Source organism: Candidatus Amarolinea dominans (assembly GCF_016704685.1).
Taxonomy (GTDB): Bacteria; Chloroflexota; Anaerolineae; order SSC4; family Amarolineaceae; genus Amarolinea; species Amarolinea dominans.
Genome location: NZ_JADIZS010000013.1, coordinates 128,668 through 143,769, shown reverse-complemented (window position 1 = coordinate 143,769; position 15,102 = coordinate 128,668). Strand labels below are relative to the sequence as shown.

Annotated in this window: 15 protein-coding genes and 1 pseudogene; 2 read left to right on the top strand and 14 right to left on the bottom strand. The window is 64.3% G+C overall.

What is annotated here, in order from left to right:
• Nucleotides 1-224: 224 nt before the first annotated feature.
• The 4 genes from IPF85_RS09930 to IPF85_RS09915 form a co-directional block, all read right to left on the bottom strand.
• Nucleotides 225-1,184 carry an alpha/beta hydrolase gene (locus tag IPF85_RS09930; RefSeq protein WP_343407926.1) on the bottom strand — a complete coding sequence of 320 codons (960 nt, stop codon included), beginning with the start codon at nt 1,182-1,184 and terminating at the stop codon, nt 225-227.
• 5 nt (nt 1,185-1,189) lie between these two features.
• Nucleotides 1,190-1,927 (bottom strand): alpha/beta fold hydrolase, encoded by a 738-nt coding sequence (locus IPF85_RS09925; RefSeq protein WP_343407925.1) that lies wholly within the window; start codon nt 1,925-1,927, stop codon nt 1,190-1,192.
• Nucleotides 1,928-2,048: 121 nt separating this feature from the next.
• Nucleotides 2,049-3,539 carry an SDR family oxidoreductase gene (locus IPF85_RS09920; protein ID WP_343407924.1) on the bottom strand — a complete coding sequence of 497 codons (1,491 nt, stop codon included), beginning with the start codon at nt 3,537-3,539 and terminating at the stop codon, nt 2,049-2,051.
• On the bottom strand, nt 3,536-3,751 hold the full coding sequence (locus IPF85_RS09915) for a hypothetical protein (protein ID WP_343407923.1): 216 nt from the start codon (nt 3,749-3,751) through the stop codon (nt 3,536-3,538). Before IPF85_RS09915 ends, IPF85_RS09920 begins: the two co-directional genes overlap by 4 nt.
• Before the next feature lie 135 nt (nt 3,752-3,886).
• On the opposite strand from IPF85_RS09915, the gene IPF85_RS09910 reads away from it, so the two are divergent.
• Nucleotides 3,887-4,834 carry a DMT family transporter gene (locus IPF85_RS09910; protein WP_343407922.1) on the top strand — a complete coding sequence of 316 codons (948 nt, stop codon included), beginning with the start codon at nt 3,887-3,889 and terminating at the stop codon, nt 4,832-4,834.
• 53 nt (nt 4,835-4,887) lie between these two features.
• Nucleotides 4,888-5,931, top strand: coding sequence for a hypothetical protein (locus tag IPF85_RS09905; RefSeq protein WP_343407921.1), 1,044 nt, complete (start codon nt 4,888-4,890; stop codon nt 5,929-5,931).
• 27 nt (nt 5,932-5,958) lie between these two features.
• Here the strand turns inward: IPF85_RS09905 and IPF85_RS09900 are convergent.
• The 10 genes and pseudogenes from IPF85_RS09900 to IPF85_RS09855 all read right to left on the bottom strand — a co-directional run.
• A pseudogene (locus tag IPF85_RS09900) lies at nt 5,959-6,057 on the bottom strand (transaldolase family protein); the annotation flags it as partial.
• Between the two features lie 65 nt (nt 6,058-6,122).
• Nucleotides 6,123-6,896, bottom strand: a complete 774-nt coding sequence (locus tag IPF85_RS09895; protein WP_343407920.1) for an ankyrin repeat domain-containing protein — start codon at nt 6,894-6,896, stop codon at nt 6,123-6,125.
• A gap of 20 nt (nt 6,897-6,916) precedes the next feature.
• Nucleotides 6,917-8,377 (bottom strand): NADH-quinone oxidoreductase subunit N, encoded by a 1,461-nt coding sequence (locus tag IPF85_RS09890; protein ID WP_343407919.1) that lies wholly within the window; start codon nt 8,375-8,377, stop codon nt 6,917-6,919.
• A gap of 12 nt (nt 8,378-8,389) precedes the next feature.
• Nucleotides 8,390-9,883, bottom strand: a complete 1,494-nt coding sequence (locus tag IPF85_RS09885) for an NADH-quinone oxidoreductase subunit M (RefSeq protein WP_343407918.1) — start codon at nt 9,881-9,883, stop codon at nt 8,390-8,392.
• A gap of 15 nt (nt 9,884-9,898) precedes the next feature.
• Nucleotides 9,899-10,309, bottom strand: a complete 411-nt coding sequence (locus IPF85_RS09880; protein ID WP_343407917.1) for a hypothetical protein — start codon at nt 10,307-10,309, stop codon at nt 9,899-9,901.
• Nucleotides 10,310-10,314: 5 nt separating this feature from the next.
• Nucleotides 10,315-10,674 (bottom strand): hypothetical protein, encoded by a 360-nt coding sequence (locus tag IPF85_RS09875; protein WP_343407916.1) that lies wholly within the window; start codon nt 10,672-10,674, stop codon nt 10,315-10,317.
• An 11-nt stretch (nt 10,675-10,685) separates the two neighbouring features.
• Entirely contained in the window at nt 10,686-12,563 is a 1,878-nt protein-coding gene (gene nuoL, locus IPF85_RS09870; protein WP_343407915.1) for an NADH-quinone oxidoreductase subunit L, read from the bottom strand.
• A gap of 67 nt (nt 12,564-12,630) precedes the next feature.
• Nucleotides 12,631-14,199, bottom strand: a complete 1,569-nt coding sequence (locus IPF85_RS09865; RefSeq protein ID WP_343407914.1) for a hypothetical protein — start codon at nt 14,197-14,199, stop codon at nt 12,631-12,633.
• 50 nt (nt 14,200-14,249) lie between these two features.
• Nucleotides 14,250-14,552 carry an NADH-quinone oxidoreductase subunit NuoK gene (nuoK, locus tag IPF85_RS09860; RefSeq protein ID WP_343407913.1) on the bottom strand — a complete coding sequence of 101 codons (303 nt, stop codon included), beginning with the start codon at nt 14,550-14,552 and terminating at the stop codon, nt 14,250-14,252.
• A 42-nt stretch (nt 14,553-14,594) separates the two neighbouring features.
• Nucleotides 14,595-15,092: an NADH-quinone oxidoreductase subunit J gene (locus tag IPF85_RS09855; protein WP_343407912.1), complete on the bottom strand. Its 498-nt coding sequence runs from the start codon at nt 15,090-15,092 to the stop codon at nt 14,595-14,597.
• Nucleotides 15,093-15,102: the final 10 nt, after the last annotated feature.

The window sequence follows — 15,102 nt, the reverse complement described above, 5'->3', positions numbered from 1 at the left end:
CGTGCCGATAGTTTTGCACACCACAGAGCAAGAATCCTGTTCATCCTGTTCATCCTGTCCAAATCGGCCTGCAGGGTGAGCAGTTACGGTCACAACGCTTAATGTGATAGCCGCGGACACGACAGGTCGTGCAGCAGTGTGGCCGCCACGTTCAGGCCGGCCGCGCCCATGATGCCGCCGCTAAAAAGAACCTCGAATTGACTCGTCGTACGACGCCCTTTCGCTCATCCAGTGATGAATGGTACAACGGCCTGCAAGAAATCTTGCGGGCATTCTTCCTGCGGCACATGGCCGCAGTTGGGCATGACGGCCAGCTGCGCGCCGGGGATTTCCCGCGCCAGGCGCAGGCTCTGCTCCGTGGGCACCCAGGTGTCGAACTCGCCAGTAACGACCAGGACCGGCAGGGCAAGGCGCTTGACATCCTCGCTCAGCGTGCCCGGCGACCGGCTGGCGGCCAGGAATTCGTAGAAACCCCGGTCCCAGTTCTCGACCTTGAGCGGGCGCTGGTAGAACGCCAGCATCTCCGATGTGGCCTTCGACGGGTCATGGTAAGCGGTGGGCAGCAGATTGGCGATGTTGGCGGCCTGCGAACGCGCCAGCAGCGGCCCCAGGTGACGCATCTGCGGCGAGTTGAGCAGCGGCCTGACCAGCGAGGGCGTGCCGCCGCCGGCGTAGATGGCCGGATCAACCAGCACCAACGCGGAAACTCGATCCGGGTAGCGCAGCGCGACCTGCGCGCTGATCGTGCCGCCGGCCGAGTTGCCGATCAGAATGGCCCGCTGGATGCCGAGCTGATCGAGCAGACCGATCACCAGGTCAACCTGGGCGGCCGGGCTGTATGGGCTGGCGCCGGTCCAGGTGAGGGGGCGCTCGGTCAGGCCAAAGCCCGGGCGATCGAAGGCGATGACCGTGCCCAGGGCAGAGAGTTGCGGTTGCACCGATCGCCAGGTCTCGGTGTGCGAGCCGAAACCGTGCAAGAGCACCATGACCGGCTCGCCCTGGCCGCTGCGCTTGACGTGCAGGCGCAGGCCGTTGACGGTGATGAACTCGCTGTCCGCGTCGGCCACTTGCTCCGGCGGTAGAAGGCCGGGCAGCGGCGGCACGGGGATCAACAAGGGGACGGTTAGAACCAGGAGGAGCAGGAGACCGATGACAATCAGGGCGGTGCGGGCAAGTCGCTTCATTAGAATCACTTTGCAACCTCGCTCAGCAGGGCCAGGGTCGCGGCCACGGTTTGCGCTTGCTGTGCCTCGCGCGTGATGGTCGCTTCGTTGTCGCCCGACTGCTTGCCGTACCAACCGAACTGGGCATGGTTGCCGCCCTCGATGGCGACGAAGCGGGTGTCAGGCGGCAGGAGTGGAACCGAGGCGCTGATCTTGTCGCCGGTCGCCAGGCCATCGAGCGTGCCGAAGATCGAAGTCACGGCCAGGCGGCGGTCGGCCAGGCTGTTGTTGGCAGCCGGATAGGCCGCCCAAAGCGCCAGGCCCGCGACTTGATCGGGATGCTGATACGCGAACTGCGCGGCCATGGCGCCGCCCAGGGAATGGCCGCCGATGACCCAGCGCTGCACCGCGGGGTAGGCCTGCATGACCTCGCCGGCGCGGTTGGCGTCGAAGAAGGCGAGTTTGAGCGGCATCGGTACGATCACCACCAGGTAGCCGGCGTCGGCGATCTGGCGGGCGGCCGGGGCATAGGCGCGGGCGTCAACCAGGCCGCCGGGGTAGAACACCAGGCCCGTGGTTGGGTTGGCCGTCGGCGGCTGGAAGACGAGCCAGTTCTCGCCGGCCAGCGTTGTACTTTCCTGCGTGACGGTGATCGCTTCGGCCATGGGTGCGGCGGCGGACAGCGTGGTCCAGGCCAGGAAGCCGACCGCGAGCGCGATCAGCAGGAAAAGCGGAGTCAGCCAGAGTAAGCGTTTGGTTTTCATGAATGTCATTCCTTCATTTCTTCCTCACGTAGCGCTGCATGGCTACGGAAAATGAGACGGGAGGAGGCAGGAGAGGGTCACCGGCCAGTTCGGTCTCCTGGCCGGGCGACGTTATTCGGCGCTACGGCGTGGGGGCGGTTTGTTCGGCGCGGCGGGCGATTTCACGGATCATGCCGGAGAAGATCAATCCGTGCAGGGGGTAGAGGGCATACCAGTAGAGCAGGCCGAAGAGACCTTTGGAGGCGAAGAAGGCGGTTTGCACCAGCCGGGTGCGGCCATCGGGCTGCGGCTGGGTCTCGAACTGCAGCCAGGCCAGGCCGGGGACTTTCATCTCGGCGCGCAGACGCAGCAGCCGCGGGGCTTCGACGGCCTCGACGCGCCAGAAATCGAGGGCATCGCCCACGCGCAGGTCATCGGGATGGCGGCGGCCGCGGCGCAGCCCCACACCGCCGATCAGGCGGTCGGCCAGGCCGCGCAGTTCCCAGGCCCAGTTGGCGTAGAACCAGCCGCGGCGGCCTCCTATGCCGGCAAAGACGCGGAACGCGGTCTCAGGCGCGGCCGCGACCACCTGCTGGCGCTGCTCGATGAGGATGCCTTCCTGCACGGTGAACGTCACCGGCGGAACGTCGCCCTGACTGCTGACCAGGGCATCTTTCCAGGTGGTCTGCACCTCGCCGGCGTCCAGTTTCGCCAGGGTGAAGCGCAGCGCGGTGGCGTAGTCGAGAGGCCGGATGGATGGGAAGAGGCGCCGGGCGCTGTTCTCTCGCACGATGACTTCGTTGCGCAGGCCCTGGATCAACGGCTGCGCAATGGCCGCGGGCACGGGCGTCACCCAATGCACCCAATAGGACGAGAGGCGCGGGGTGAGCACCGGCACAGGCAGCAGCCAGCGGCGCAGCCCGCGCGCCTGCGCGTAGCCGGTCATCATCTGGCCGTAGTTCAGCACATCGGCGCCGCCAATTTCCAGGATGCGATCGGCGCTTTCGGGCACGGCCAGCGCGGAAACCAGGTAATTGAGCACATCACGAACCGCAATCGGCTGCACGCGCGTGTAGACCCAACGCGGGCAGATCATAACCGGCACGCGCTCGGTCAGGTAGCGGATCATTTCGAAGGAAAGGCTGCCCGAACCGACGATGACCGCGGCGCGGAATTCGGTGACGGTCGTGGGCGAAGGCGCCGCGTCCGGGGACGCAACCGCGGCGCGCAAGGCGTCGCCGGTAGCCTGGCGCGAGCGCAGGTGCGGCGAAAGATCGGCCTGCGTATCGCCCAGGCCGCCCAGGTAGATGATGCGCTGCACGCCGGCCTCCCGGCCGGCGCGGCCAAAGTTGGTGGCCGCGGTGACGTCGCGCTCGTGGAAATCAGGGCTGTCGCTCATGCTATGCACCATGTAGTAGGCCGCGGTGATGCCGGCCATGGCCGCGGGGAGCGTTTGCGCCTGCAGGACATCGCCCTGCACCACCTCCACCTGCGCCAGCCAGGGGCGGCCCTGCAAACGGGCCGGATCGCGGGCCAGCACACGCACACGATGCCCGGCCGCCAACAAGAGCGGAATCAGGCGGCCGCCGACATAGCCGGTGGCGCCGGTGACCAAAAGATGCTGTGTTGTCATGCAAATAGCTCCATCAACGATTGTTTGCTGCGCTCGATCTGCAGCCATGCGGCCAATAGTCCGGCCAGGGGCGAGTCCGCGTCCGATTCGTGCAGCTCGGCACTGCTGGCGCTCAATTGCTCAAAAGCCTCGGGCGTCAAGGCAAAAAGCCAGGCGCTGGGGTCTGTTTCGTCGTCCACCTCGGTTGCGGACGGCGGCTCGCGGTTATCCATCTCTCTCTCCCTACATCATCCAGCTTTGAGACGGGCGGCGCGTACAAACGTCACCTCCTCGCCCGGTTTGCCCCGATCATCGGTCTGCGCTACACTGTGCGCCGTTGATTTCGGCACGATCAGGACTGGAGGATTATGTCAAACGATTCGACGCCAGCGCGTGGCTACGCGCTGGTGCTGACGGCCGCGGCGCTGTGGGGCACGCTCGGTCTGTTCTACAAAGTGCTGATTGATCGCTTTGGTCTGACGCCGCTGACGGTGGCGTCCTATCGCAGTCTGCTGGCCGGGCTGATTCTACTGGCTGTGCTGGCGCTGCGCAAACCGCGGCTGCTGGCGGTCAACCGGCACGACTTACCGCTGCTCGTCGCCTATGGGGTGTTTGGCGTGGCCGGCTTCTTCATCGCCTACGCCTACGCGATTGACCTGGTGGGTGTGGCAGTGGCCGCGGTGCTGCTCTACACCGCGCCGGCCTGGGTAGGATTGATTGCCTGGCGCTGGCTGGGTGAGGAGATGCACCGGCGTCTGCTCATGGCCCTGGGGCTGACGTTGGTCGGATCGGTGCTGGTTGCGGGACTGTACGATGTGAGTCACCTGCGGTTGAACGGCCTGGGAGTTCTGGCCGGCCTGGCCGCCGGCCTCGGCTATGGGCTATGGAGCGTCTTCAATAAGATCGCTGTGGCCCGCTATTCCGCCTGGACCGTGCAGACGTACGCGCTGCTGATCGGGGCCGGCTGCTTTCTGCTGCTGGCGCCGGCAGGGCAGTTGCTCGGCCCGCTGGCGCTGCCGTCAAGCTGGCCCTGGCTGCTGGCGATGGCCGTCATACCGACGTTGGGCGGCGCCTTGACCTACTCACTGGGCGTGCGCTGGGTGCCGGTCAGCGTCGCCAGCGTCGTCGCCACCCTGGAGCCGGTCATCGCCGGCGCGCTGGCCTACCTGCTGCTGGGCGAAAGGCTGGCCCTGCTGCAGATCGCGGGCGGCGCAGCGATCATCAGCGCGGTGCTGCTGCTGCGGCCGCCCGTCTCCCCAGGTTCAGATGTCTTCGAGCCAAATTCAGAATGCACCCAGAATCCAAATAGGCCTTGAAAAGTTCCGGATACCGGAGTATACTGAGGGTGCCATTGCTCAGGAGGTCTATTATGCCGTCCATCGTTCGACTGTTGTGTTCAGGTGCGGCTCTGCTGTGCCTGATCTGTAGCTGTGGTCAACCGGCCGCAGACTCTGCGCCGGCGGCAACGCCGACGCACGCGTATTTGCCGAGCATCACGACACCGTCCGTGGTTCCTAACCCGCCGACGCAGACGGTCAAGCTCATCTTCATTCACCATTCCTCAGGCGAGAACTGGCTGGCCGATGAGCATGGCGGCCTGGGCGTGGCCCTGGCTAACAACAACTACTTCGTCAGCGACACCAACTACGGCTGGGGGCCGCCGGACGAGGACGCGGGTTTCGACTTGATCGGTGATCATACCGACATCGGCCACTGGTTCAGTTGGTTCGCCGGGCCGCAGCGCGACACCTACCTGGAGGCGCTGTATGCCGAGAGTGAGCAGCACGCCGGCTACACTCGCCTGCAGAGCGATCCGGGCGGAGCTAATCAAATCGTGATGTTCAAGTCGTGTTTTCCCAACTCCAACCTGATGGGTGACCCGAACGATCCGCCCAGCAGCGGTGACAACCCCTTGCGCGGCCAGGACTCAGGTTCGGAGGCCATGACCGTCGCCAACGCCAAGGGCATCTACAACGACATCCTGGCCTATTTCGCCACGCGCCAGGACAAGCTCTTCGTCGTCATCACCGCGCCGCCGCTGCAGGACGGCACATGGGGCGCCAACGCCCGCGCGTTCAATCGCTGGCTGGTTGAGGAGTGGTTGGACAACTACCCCTACCCCAATGTGTTCGTCTTCGATTTCTACAATGTGCTGACCAGCAACGGCGGTAGTTGGCGCACCAACGACTTGGGCCGCGCCACCGGCAATCACCATCGCTGGCGTGACGGTGCGCTGCAATACGTCACCGACCAGGGGCGTAACACCACCGCGTATCCCGACGGCGGCAACGACGATCACCCCTCGCCCGTGGGCAATCAAAAAGCCAGCGGCGAATTCGTCCCGCTGCTCAACCTGGCCTACGACCGCTGGCACGCGGCGCAGACCGCGCCCGCGCTCGCACCAGTTCCCTGAGCGCATGGTGGGAGTTTCCAATCTGGCATAGCGGCGGCGTGAGAAGATCAGCGTGACGTTGACGTTGCTGCCCGCGGCAATCGCGGCGCTGATCGCGGGCGGCCCGGCCTTCGTGGCCGGAATCTGGCCCGCGGCATGGAGTGCTTGCGATGCGTTCAGGTTCTACTCCTGATGGGGGGATAGCGGTAATATCATTCAGTGGCGCCGGCCGCACGCAGGATCTGCTCGATCTCCTTGTGACCCTGGGCGATGGCGGTCTTGAGCGCAGTGCCGCCGCCGGAACCGACCACGGTCAGGTGGGCGCCGCGGGCGATGAGAAGTTCCACAACCGCTTTTCGTCCGTAGTAGGTGGCCCAGTTCAAGGCCGGATCGCCTGCGGCATCGCGCTGATTGACGTCCGCCTTATGGTCGAGCAGGAGCGTGACCATTCCCACGTATCCGCGCTGCGCCGCTTCGATCAGCGCGGTCGTGCCGTATTCGTTCCGGTTGACCAGGCTGACGTCGGCGCCGGCCGTTAGGAGGAGCGTCGCAATCGGCAGGTCGTTTTCGGCCGCAGCCAACGACAGCGGAGTCAGGCCTCGGTAGCTCAGGACGACGTTCACATCCATGCCCGCGACGATCAATCCTTCGGCCGCGTCCGCTTTGTGCTCGCGGATGGCGGCCGTCAACTGCCCCATGCGCTCCGCCTGCGCCACGGCAGGGTCGGGCGTACTGGTGGGCGGTGTGGTCGTCGGAGCGCTGGTGGCCGTGACCGCGACCGTGGCAGTGGCGGTGGGCGCCGGAGATGGCGCAGGCGTCGCGGCCGGGCCGCACGCAACCAGTACACTCAGCAGAAGCGCCAGTGCGCAGCCCTGACGCAGCGCCCGCCCCGTCCAATGACGGCGAGTTGACCCTGGGATTCGGATGTTTTTTGGGCAGAACGAAGGCCAATCGGCGTGTACGGTTGAATGGTTCGTGCTGATCATTGAGCGTCGCAATTCCCGCGTCACCCGCCAACCAGGGCGAGGAGTGTGGTGCGGGCCAGGGCCATCCACGGCGTGGGCCATACGCCGACCAAGACGGTGCCTACACTGGCGACGATCAAGGCGAGGTTCCAGGCCGGGGTCAGGACGATCTGGCCGCTGGCGGTTTCGCTGCCCAGGAACATGTTGACGGTGACGCGCAGGTAGTAGTAGGCGCTGAGCGCACTGTTGAGCACAGCCACGATGACCAACCAGGTCCAGCCGGCATCCACGGCCGCCTTGAAGACGTAGAGCTTGCCGAAAAAGCCGGCCAGGGGCGGAATGCCCGCCAGCGAGAGCATGAAGATCGTCATGACCGCGGCCAGCGCCGGCTGCCGCCTGCCCAGGCCGTTGGGCGCGCTGACATCTACATCCATCTCGGCGTTGTTTTCCAGCGTCTGCAGCACCGCAAACGCGCCGATGTTCATGAAGGCATAGGCAAACAGGTAGTAGAGCGTGGCGCCGACGGCCTGATCGTTGTTGCCGGTCAGACCCACCAGGATGTAGCCGGCGTGCGCAATGCTGGAATAGGCCAGCATGCGCTTGAGGCTGCTCTGCCGCAGCGCCGCCAGGTTGCCCACCGTCATGGTCAGCACGGCCAAAATGGCGATGACCCACAGCCACGGCTTGTCGAAACTGGTCAGGCTGGCCAGCACGCGCAGCAGCGCGGCGAAGGCGGCGGTCTTGACGCCAACCGACATGAACGCGGTGACCGGCGTGGGCGCGCCCTGATAAACGTCAGGCGTCCACATGTGAAAAGGCACCATCGCCACCTTGAAGCCAAAGCCGATCAACAGCAGGCCCACGCCTACCGGCAGCAGCGGCGCCATGGGGCTGGGGGTGGAGAGCGGCGCCAGGAAGTGGGCCACCTGCACCAGGTCGGTGGTCTGCGTGGCCGCGTAGACCAGGGCCGCGCCGTACAAGAAGAAAGCGCTGGCAAAGGCGCCCAGCAGGAAATACTTCAGCGCGGCTTCGGTGGAGCGCGGCTGCTTGAGGTTGAAGCCGGTCATGATGTAGAGCGCCACAGAAAGGATTTCCAGGCTCATGAAAATGGTCATCAGGCTGGTGGAAGCGCTCATGAGGGTCATGCCGGCGCAGGCCAGCAGCAGCAGCGCGTAGTATTCGCCGACGCTGTCGCTGATGCGCTCGATGTAGCCCACGGAGAGCAGGACGCCTGTCGCGCCCGCCGTCAGGATGATGACGTTGGCGAAGAGCGCGGTGGAATCCGCCACCACCATGTTCTGGAAGTGCCGGGCCGGGCCTTGCCACAACCAGGCGCTGGCTCCCAGCGCCAGCAAGAGTCCCGCCAGCGCCAGCCCGCCCAAAAGACGCTTGTGGCCGCGCAACCGCGTGACTTCAGCCATGAGAATCAGCAGCGCCATGCCCACCAGCACGAGCTGGGGCAGAATGGCGAGAAAATCGAGCGTCGGTATCTGAATCGTCATGTGGATGATCCTCTAAAATCCGGGGCGACCCAGGTCGGTCATGACCGCCGGCGGGGATGTTCGGAGATGCTGCGCCAGGCTCTCGACCGAAGGGGCGATCTTGTCGAAGAACAGGTTGGGGAAGAGGCCGATCACCACAAACAGCACCACCAGCGGGACCATGATCGCAATCTCACGTCGCGTGAGATCGGGCACCACCGTGATTGTCTTTGGGACCGGTCCCTGCATGATCTGGCGGAAGGCGGTCAGCATGTACCAGGCGGCCAGGATGATGCCCGCGGTGGCCGGCCAGGCAAAGGCCGGGTTGGCCTTGAACGCGCCGACCAGGATGGTGAACTCGCCGACGAAGCCGTTCAGGCCCGGCAAGCCCACCGAGGAGAGCATGACGATCAGAAAAAAGGCGCCGTAGATGGGGATTTCTTTCCACAGGCCGCCAAGCTCCGCCATGATGCGGGTGTGCAGACGTTCGTAGAGCATACCGACCAGCAAGAACAACGCGCCCGTGCTCAGGCCGTGGTTGACCATCTGCAAGACCGCGCCCGCCATGCCCTGCGGGGTCAACGTGAAGATGCCGAGCACCACGAAACCGAGATGGGCCACGGAGGAGTAGGCGACCAGGCGCTTGATGTCACGCTGGCGCAGCGCGACCAGCGCGCCGTACAGGATACCGATGACTGCCAGAGACGATAGCCAGGGTACAAAGGTGACGGTCGCCTGCGGGAAGAGCGGCAGACAGAAGCGCAAAAAGCCGTAGGTGCCCATCTTCAGGAGAACGCCGGCCAGGATGACCGAGCCGGCCGTGGGCGCTTCCACGTGCGCATCGGGCAGCCAGGTGTGGAAGGGGAAGAGCGGCACCTTGATGGCAAAGCCGAGCGCGAAGGCCAGAAAGGCCCAGAACTGCACGATGTAGGCCAGGTTCTTGCCCTGCAACACGATCACGTCGAAGGTGCCGCCATAGAAATAAACCACCAGGATGGCCACGAGCATCAGCGCGCTGCCGGCCAGGGTGTAGAGAAAGAACTTGACGCTGGCATAGACGCGCCGCGGTCCGCCCCACTGACCGATGATGAAATACATCGGCACCAGGCTGGCCTCCCAGAAAACATAGAACAAAATCAAGTCCAGCGCGCTGAAGACGCCGAGCATCGCCGTCTCCATCAGCAGCATGAAGAAGTAGTAGCTGCGTTCCTGGCTGTGGATGCTCTGCCAGGAGAAGAAAATCACCAGCGGCATCAGGAAGGTCGTCAGCAGCACCAGCCACAGGCTGATACCGTCCACGCCCAGGTAATACTGAATGTCGAAGGCGGGTATCCAGGCGCGCTGTTCGATGAACTGCATACCGGCTTCGCCGTTCTGCCACCAGAGCAACAGGCCCAGCGAAACCACAAAGGTCGCCAGGGACACGACCAGCGCCCATACGCGCTGCGCCCGCTCATTGGGCAGGAGTAGCAAAATCAAGGCGCCGGCAAGGGGTAGAAAAACAATTGTAGAGATCAAGAATGGCATGTGGTTTCTCAGTTGCTAGAACTTCAGCGGACGGCGCTGCAGCACTTCGCTCCGTAAACGGGGCCCGTCCAGTAACACAATCAGTTTATTGAGCACATTGCGCCCCAAAATCATCTCCTGGTCATCCTCGGGATCGTCGCCGGAGAAGCCAACCACTTCGATATTCGCCAGAACCCCCTGGTCAAGGTGCAGATCAACCAGGTACAACATCACAGAGCGGTAATCGCTCCACAGTCCACGCGCCGATGCTGCGCGAAGTGCAGGCGCCCCGATTTCGATCAGCCACCTTTCTGGCGCCAGCGAAAAATCGCTGCCCGTGTCAATCAGTGCTAAGACTGACGCTGAAGATGGGCTGCTGTCCGGGCAGCTTATCCTGAGTTCAAGCACGGGGGCCGGCGGGAACTTCAGTTCATCATAGTTCGGCATGACTGTCACCGCCGCGCCGAACGGATGCGATAGCGCGTCGCCGGCTGGCTGCCGCCCGGCGTAATCAGCACCGATTGATTCCCGTAGCGATCATGAATGCGACGATAAAGCTCTCCCTGATCGGGGTCGCTGTCTACCACCTGCCCGTGGCACACAGCCACATACCGCCCTTCGAATCGCGCGCGTTCCTGCGCGTCGAGACGCTGCCACGCGTCCGTCTCGATCAGGATGCGCTGCTGACGATAGGCAGCCAGGTAGTATCGCACCGCTCGCGCCACAAGCTCAGCCGTGTCAAGGCCCTCCTGGCGGGCCGCTTGATTGACCGCCTCGATGAGCGATTCTTCCCGCAGTACAATCGGCGTCATCTCTGCTCCTTTCAGCGCAGCGCCAGATACCCCACCACGGCCACCACGCCCATGACGATCGCAAGGGCGTAAGTCCCCACCAGGCCGGTCTGCAACTGGCGCACGCCCTGCCCCATCGCGCCCAGACCCCGCGCAATTCCGTTGACCGCGCCGTCTATGCCTCGTTGATCGAAGGTGGCGTCCAGCCAGCCGGCCAGGTCCCTGAGCGGGACAACGATCATCTGCATATACAGCTCATCCACGTACCACTTCGCCTGCAGGAAGCGGTAGGCCAGGTCGTAACGCTTGGCCGTCTGCTCCGGCAGTTGCGGCTGCACCACATAAGCCTGATAGGCCAGCCAGATGCCGAGACCGGCCACGAGCGCACCCACCACCAACAGCCCCAGTTCCAACGGCAGATTCGCCGCCGTCTCCGCAACCTTCACATCGGCAAACACCGGCTCCAGCCAGTGCTCCAGGCTCGACACCGCCGGCAGGTTGAGCAGGCCGCCGACCACCGCCAGTCCGGCCAGAATCCACAGCGGCCCAGTCATCACCGCGGGCGCTTCGTGCGCCTTGTCGGCCAGTTTCTTGTCACGCGCCTTGCCCCAGAAGGGCACAAAGACGGCGCGGAAACTGTAGAAGGCGGTGATAAAGGCGGTCAACGTGCCCACCAGGTAGAGCAGGAAGTTGGCCTCGAACGCCTTGAACAGAATCGCATCTTTGCTGAAAAAGCCAGAGAGCAGCGGGACGCCGGCCAGCGCGGCCGCACCAATCAGGAAGGTGCGATAGGTCGCCGGCAGCTTCTCACGCAGGCCGCCCATCTTGCGGATGTCCAGCTCGCCGTGCAGCGCGTGCATGACGCTGCCTGCACCCAGGAACAAGAGCGCCTTGAAGAAGGCGTGCGTGGTCAGGTGGAAGATGCCCGCGCTGTACGCGCCCACCCCCACGCCCAGGAACATATAGCCAAGCTGACTGATGGTGGAGTAGGCCAGGATGCGCTTGAGGTCCGTCTGCACCAGGGCAATGGTGCCGGCCATGAACGCGGTCAGGACGCCAATCCAGGCCACCCAGTGGGACGCAGTCGGCGAGAGTTGAAAGATGGCGTGCGTGCGCGCGATCATGTAGACGCCCGCGGTGACCATCGTCGCCGCGTGGATCAACGCGCTGACCGGGGTCGGGCCTTCCATCGCGTCCGGCAGCCAGACGAAGAGCGGAATCTGCGCCGATTTGCCCGTCGCCGCCAACAGCAGCAGCAGACCCAGCGTGGTCGCCACCCCCTGCAGCGCCGGCGCCTGGCGGAAGACCTCGCTGAAGCTGACGGTGCCGATCGTGCTCCAGATCAGCATGATCGCCAGCGCCATGCCGAAGTCGCCGATGCGGTTGACCAGGAACGCCTTCTTGCCCGCGTCGGCCGCGCTCGGCCTGTCGAACCAGAAGCCGATCAGGAGATACGAGGCCAGGCCCACTCCTTCCCAGCCCACGTACATCAGCAGGAAGTTGTCGGCCATGACCAGCACCAGCATCATCAGCACGAAGAAGTTGAGATAGACGAAGTAGCGGGTGTAGCGCGGCTCGTGATCCATGTAGCCGATGGAGTAGACATGGATCAGCGCGCTGACGCCCGTCACCACCAGCGCCATCGTGACCGAGAGGGGATCAATCAAGAGGGCGATGTCTACCTTGAACGTACCGATGGTAATCCAATGCCAGAGCAGTTGAACCACGCTGCGCTCCTCGGCCGGCCGCGCCCAGAGGCCGGCAAAGAGGCCCACGGCCACGACAAACGCCAGGCCAATGGCCGCCGCGCCAAGCCAGCCGGCCGCTTTGCCCAGGCGCCGGCCGATCAACAGGTTGATCAGCGCGCCCAGCAGCGGAAAAACGAGAAGAAGCCAGGCAAAATTGAGCATAGAACGCTAAACCCCAATTCCCAAATCCAGAATCCCACCCGATTCAATATCTGGCCGTTCATCCGGCCTACGGGTGGAGGTTTGCTCCAGTCAAATCGTATAACAACACCAGGTCAACACCGGGGAATTCACGCTCACTCAGCAGCGTCCCCTGTCCCTCCAACATCGCACGCACACGCCCCTCACGGTCGCCCCAATGCGGCCGCCACCAGATCAGCCAGATGCGGTGATGACCCTGCGCCGCCGCCGCGAACTGCGCCCGCCAGTCCAAATCATCGTTCGGCAGCCAAAGTTCGTCCTCGAAGGCCACCAGGTCGCGCCCCGCGTAGTAGGTGAACGGCCGCCAGTGAAACGAGGGGATCAAGACGGCGAAATCACCGGGCTGCGCCTGCGTCCTGACCCACGCCGCCACCTCACGCCAGGGTGGATTCTCCGGCGTCGCCGCCTGCGTCGCCACCGTCAGCCCCATCAACAGCAGCAGCACGCCGCTCGCAACCAGCCGCCAGCGCACGGCCGTCAGCGCCGTCACCCCCAACGCCAGCAGCAGACACCAGCCCGGCAGCGCCAGCAACAGATAGCGGCTGGCAAAAATCGGCCGCGCCTGCGAGATCAGCAGGGCCGCCAGCACCGGCGCCAGCGCATACATCAACGCCACGGTCACGGGCGCACGCCAGGCCGGCCGTCTGATCTGCCAGGCGCCCCAACCACACAGCCCCAGCGCCAGCGCGTAACCGGCATAGCGCAGCAGGGCCGGACCGCTGACCGGCATTCCTGTCATCTGCACCAGTGCGTAGGCCAGGGTGGCCGGGTCTGGGCGGCCCACCGCCAGGGCAATCCACAGACCCTCCCCGCGCCCCACCTGCGTCAACAGCGTGGGCAGCCAGGGCGCAAAGGCCAGGGCGATGGCGCCCTGCACGCCGATCCAGATCAGCGCGGCGGACCTGAAACTCGGCCGCGACCTGCGCCAGCGCTGGCCCAGTTCAACCAGGCACAGCAGATAGTGAACGAGCAGCACCATCACAAAATAATAGTGCGTGTACAGCCCGGCGACGCAGATAAAAATATCGAGCAGCCAGCCTCGCCATGCCCGTTCCTGCGACGCCGCACGCAGCAGCCAATAGGTTGCCAGCACCCCCCACAGCGTCAACAGTGCGTACATGCGCGTCTCTTGGGCATACCAGCGTGCATAGGCCGACAGGGCGAAGGGGAGGCCCGCCAGGAGGGGGAGGCTGGAGAGAGGGAGACCAGAGACCGGAGACCGGAGATTGGAGATCATCCGCCTTCCACGTACCCGATCTCTGATCTCTGATCTCTGATCTCTGACCTCTGATCTCTGACCAAGTATCATCAGCGCGGCGACGCTGAGCACGCCGGCCAGGACCGACGGCCAACGGGCGATGAATTCGCCGGTGTGACCTTGCAGCGGCTGGTTGCCAGAGAGTATTCTGATCGTAAAGTGCAAAACCAGGTAGTAGAGCGGGGGGTGCGTATCGGCCGCGGCCTCCTGCACCACCTGGGCCAGGGGGAGTTGGCTGTTGTAAATGCTGCTGACTTCATCCAGCCACAACGATTCGCTCGTCAGGCCGGCGCAAAACAGCCCAAAGGCCAGCAGAATCACCGCGACTTGCGCCCACAAGCGCCGGCGTCGTGCCGCAGACGGTTGACTGAACGCGACTTGCTCTGGGATTACCACTTCAACAGGGCGATTTCATCCACGTTAGTCGAATCCTTGTGCCGCATCAGCGCCATCAGGATCGCCAGCCCCACCGCCACCTCGGCCGCGGCCACGGCCATGACCAGCAGCACGAAGATCTGACCCTCCATGTGACCAAACTGGTTCGCCAACGCCACGAAGCTCAGGTTGACGGCGTTCATCATCATCTCGATGCACATGAAAATAATGAGGGCATTGCGCCGCACCAGCACACCCACCACGCCCACCACGAACAGCAGGGCGCTCAGAATCAGGTAGTACGAAGTTGGAATCATCGAACGTAAATCCCCGTCAGTCTCGCTCTCAGCCCGCCGCCATCACTGGCCCGGTTTCCTCGTCAGCACAATGGCGCCCACAATGCCCACCAGCAGCAGCACCGACGTCAGCTCGAATGGCAGCAGGTAGGAGGTGAAAAGCGCACTGCCAATGGCTTGCGTGCTCCCACCGTCCGGCGCGCCCGTCGTCGCCGGATTCGCCAGCGGCGTCAGCAGCGCGTAAGTCAACGCGGCCACCAGCAGAACGCCCAGGCCCACCGCCAGGCCACGCGTCCACACCCGCGCCGGCGCGATCGTGTCGCTCACTCGCCACCCGATCAGCATGATGACGAACAGGAAAAGCACCACAATCGCACCGGCGTAGACAATGATCTGCGCCGCAGCCAGAAACTGGGCGTTGAGCAGAATGTACATCACCGCCAGGCTGGCAAAGTTCAGCAGGAGGAACAGCGCGCTTTTTACCGGGTTGCGCGCGGCCACGAGAGCGACGGCCCCCGCAATGGCGATCAGGGCCAGGGCAAAAAACAAGACAAGCGGCATAGCTTCCCTT

Bases quoted from the DNA above. Each gene is read 5' to 3' on its own strand.
- IPF85_RS09930 (WP_343407926.1), bottom strand. From the start codon at position 1,184: ATGAAGCGACTTGCCCGCACCGCCCTGATTGTCATCGGTCTCCTGCTC.
- IPF85_RS09925 (WP_343407925.1), bottom strand. From the start codon at position 1,927: ATGAAAACCAAACGCTTACTCTGGCTGACTCCGCTTTTCCTGCTGATC.
- IPF85_RS09920 (WP_343407924.1), bottom strand. From the start codon at position 3,539: ATGACAACACAGCATCTTTTGGTCACCGGCGCCACCGGCTATGTCGGC.
- IPF85_RS09915 (WP_343407923.1), bottom strand. From the start codon at position 3,751: ATGGATAACCGCGAGCCGCCGTCCGCAACCGAGGTGGACGACGAAACA.
- IPF85_RS09910 (WP_343407922.1), top strand. From the start codon at position 3,887: ATGTCAAACGATTCGACGCCAGCGCGTGGCTACGCGCTGGTGCTGACG.
- IPF85_RS09905 (WP_343407921.1), top strand. From the start codon at position 4,888: ATGCCGTCCATCGTTCGACTGTTGTGTTCAGGTGCGGCTCTGCTGTGC.
- IPF85_RS09895 (WP_343407920.1), bottom strand. From the start codon at position 6,896: ATGATCAGCACGAACCATTCAACCGTACACGCCGATTGGCCTTCGTTC.
- IPF85_RS09890 (WP_343407919.1), bottom strand. From the start codon at position 8,377: ATGACGATTCAGATACCGACGCTCGATTTTCTCGCCATTCTGCCCCAG.
- IPF85_RS09885 (WP_343407918.1), bottom strand. From the start codon at position 9,883: ATGCCATTCTTGATCTCTACAATTGTTTTTCTACCCCTTGCCGGCGCC.
- IPF85_RS09880 (WP_343407917.1), bottom strand. From the start codon at position 10,309: ATGCCGAACTATGATGAACTGAAGTTCCCGCCGGCCCCCGTGCTTGAA.
- IPF85_RS09875 (WP_343407916.1), bottom strand. From the start codon at position 10,674: ATGACGCCGATTGTACTGCGGGAAGAATCGCTCATCGAGGCGGTCAAT.
- nuoL (WP_343407915.1), bottom strand. From the start codon at position 12,563: ATGCTCAATTTTGCCTGGCTTCTTCTCGTTTTTCCGCTGCTGGGCGCG.
- nuoK (WP_343407913.1), bottom strand. From the start codon at position 14,552: ATGATTCCAACTTCGTACTACCTGATTCTGAGCGCCCTGCTGTTCGTG.
- IPF85_RS09855 (WP_343407912.1), bottom strand. From the start codon at position 15,092: ATGCCGCTTGTCTTGTTTTTTGCCCTGGCCCTGATCGCCATTGCGGGG.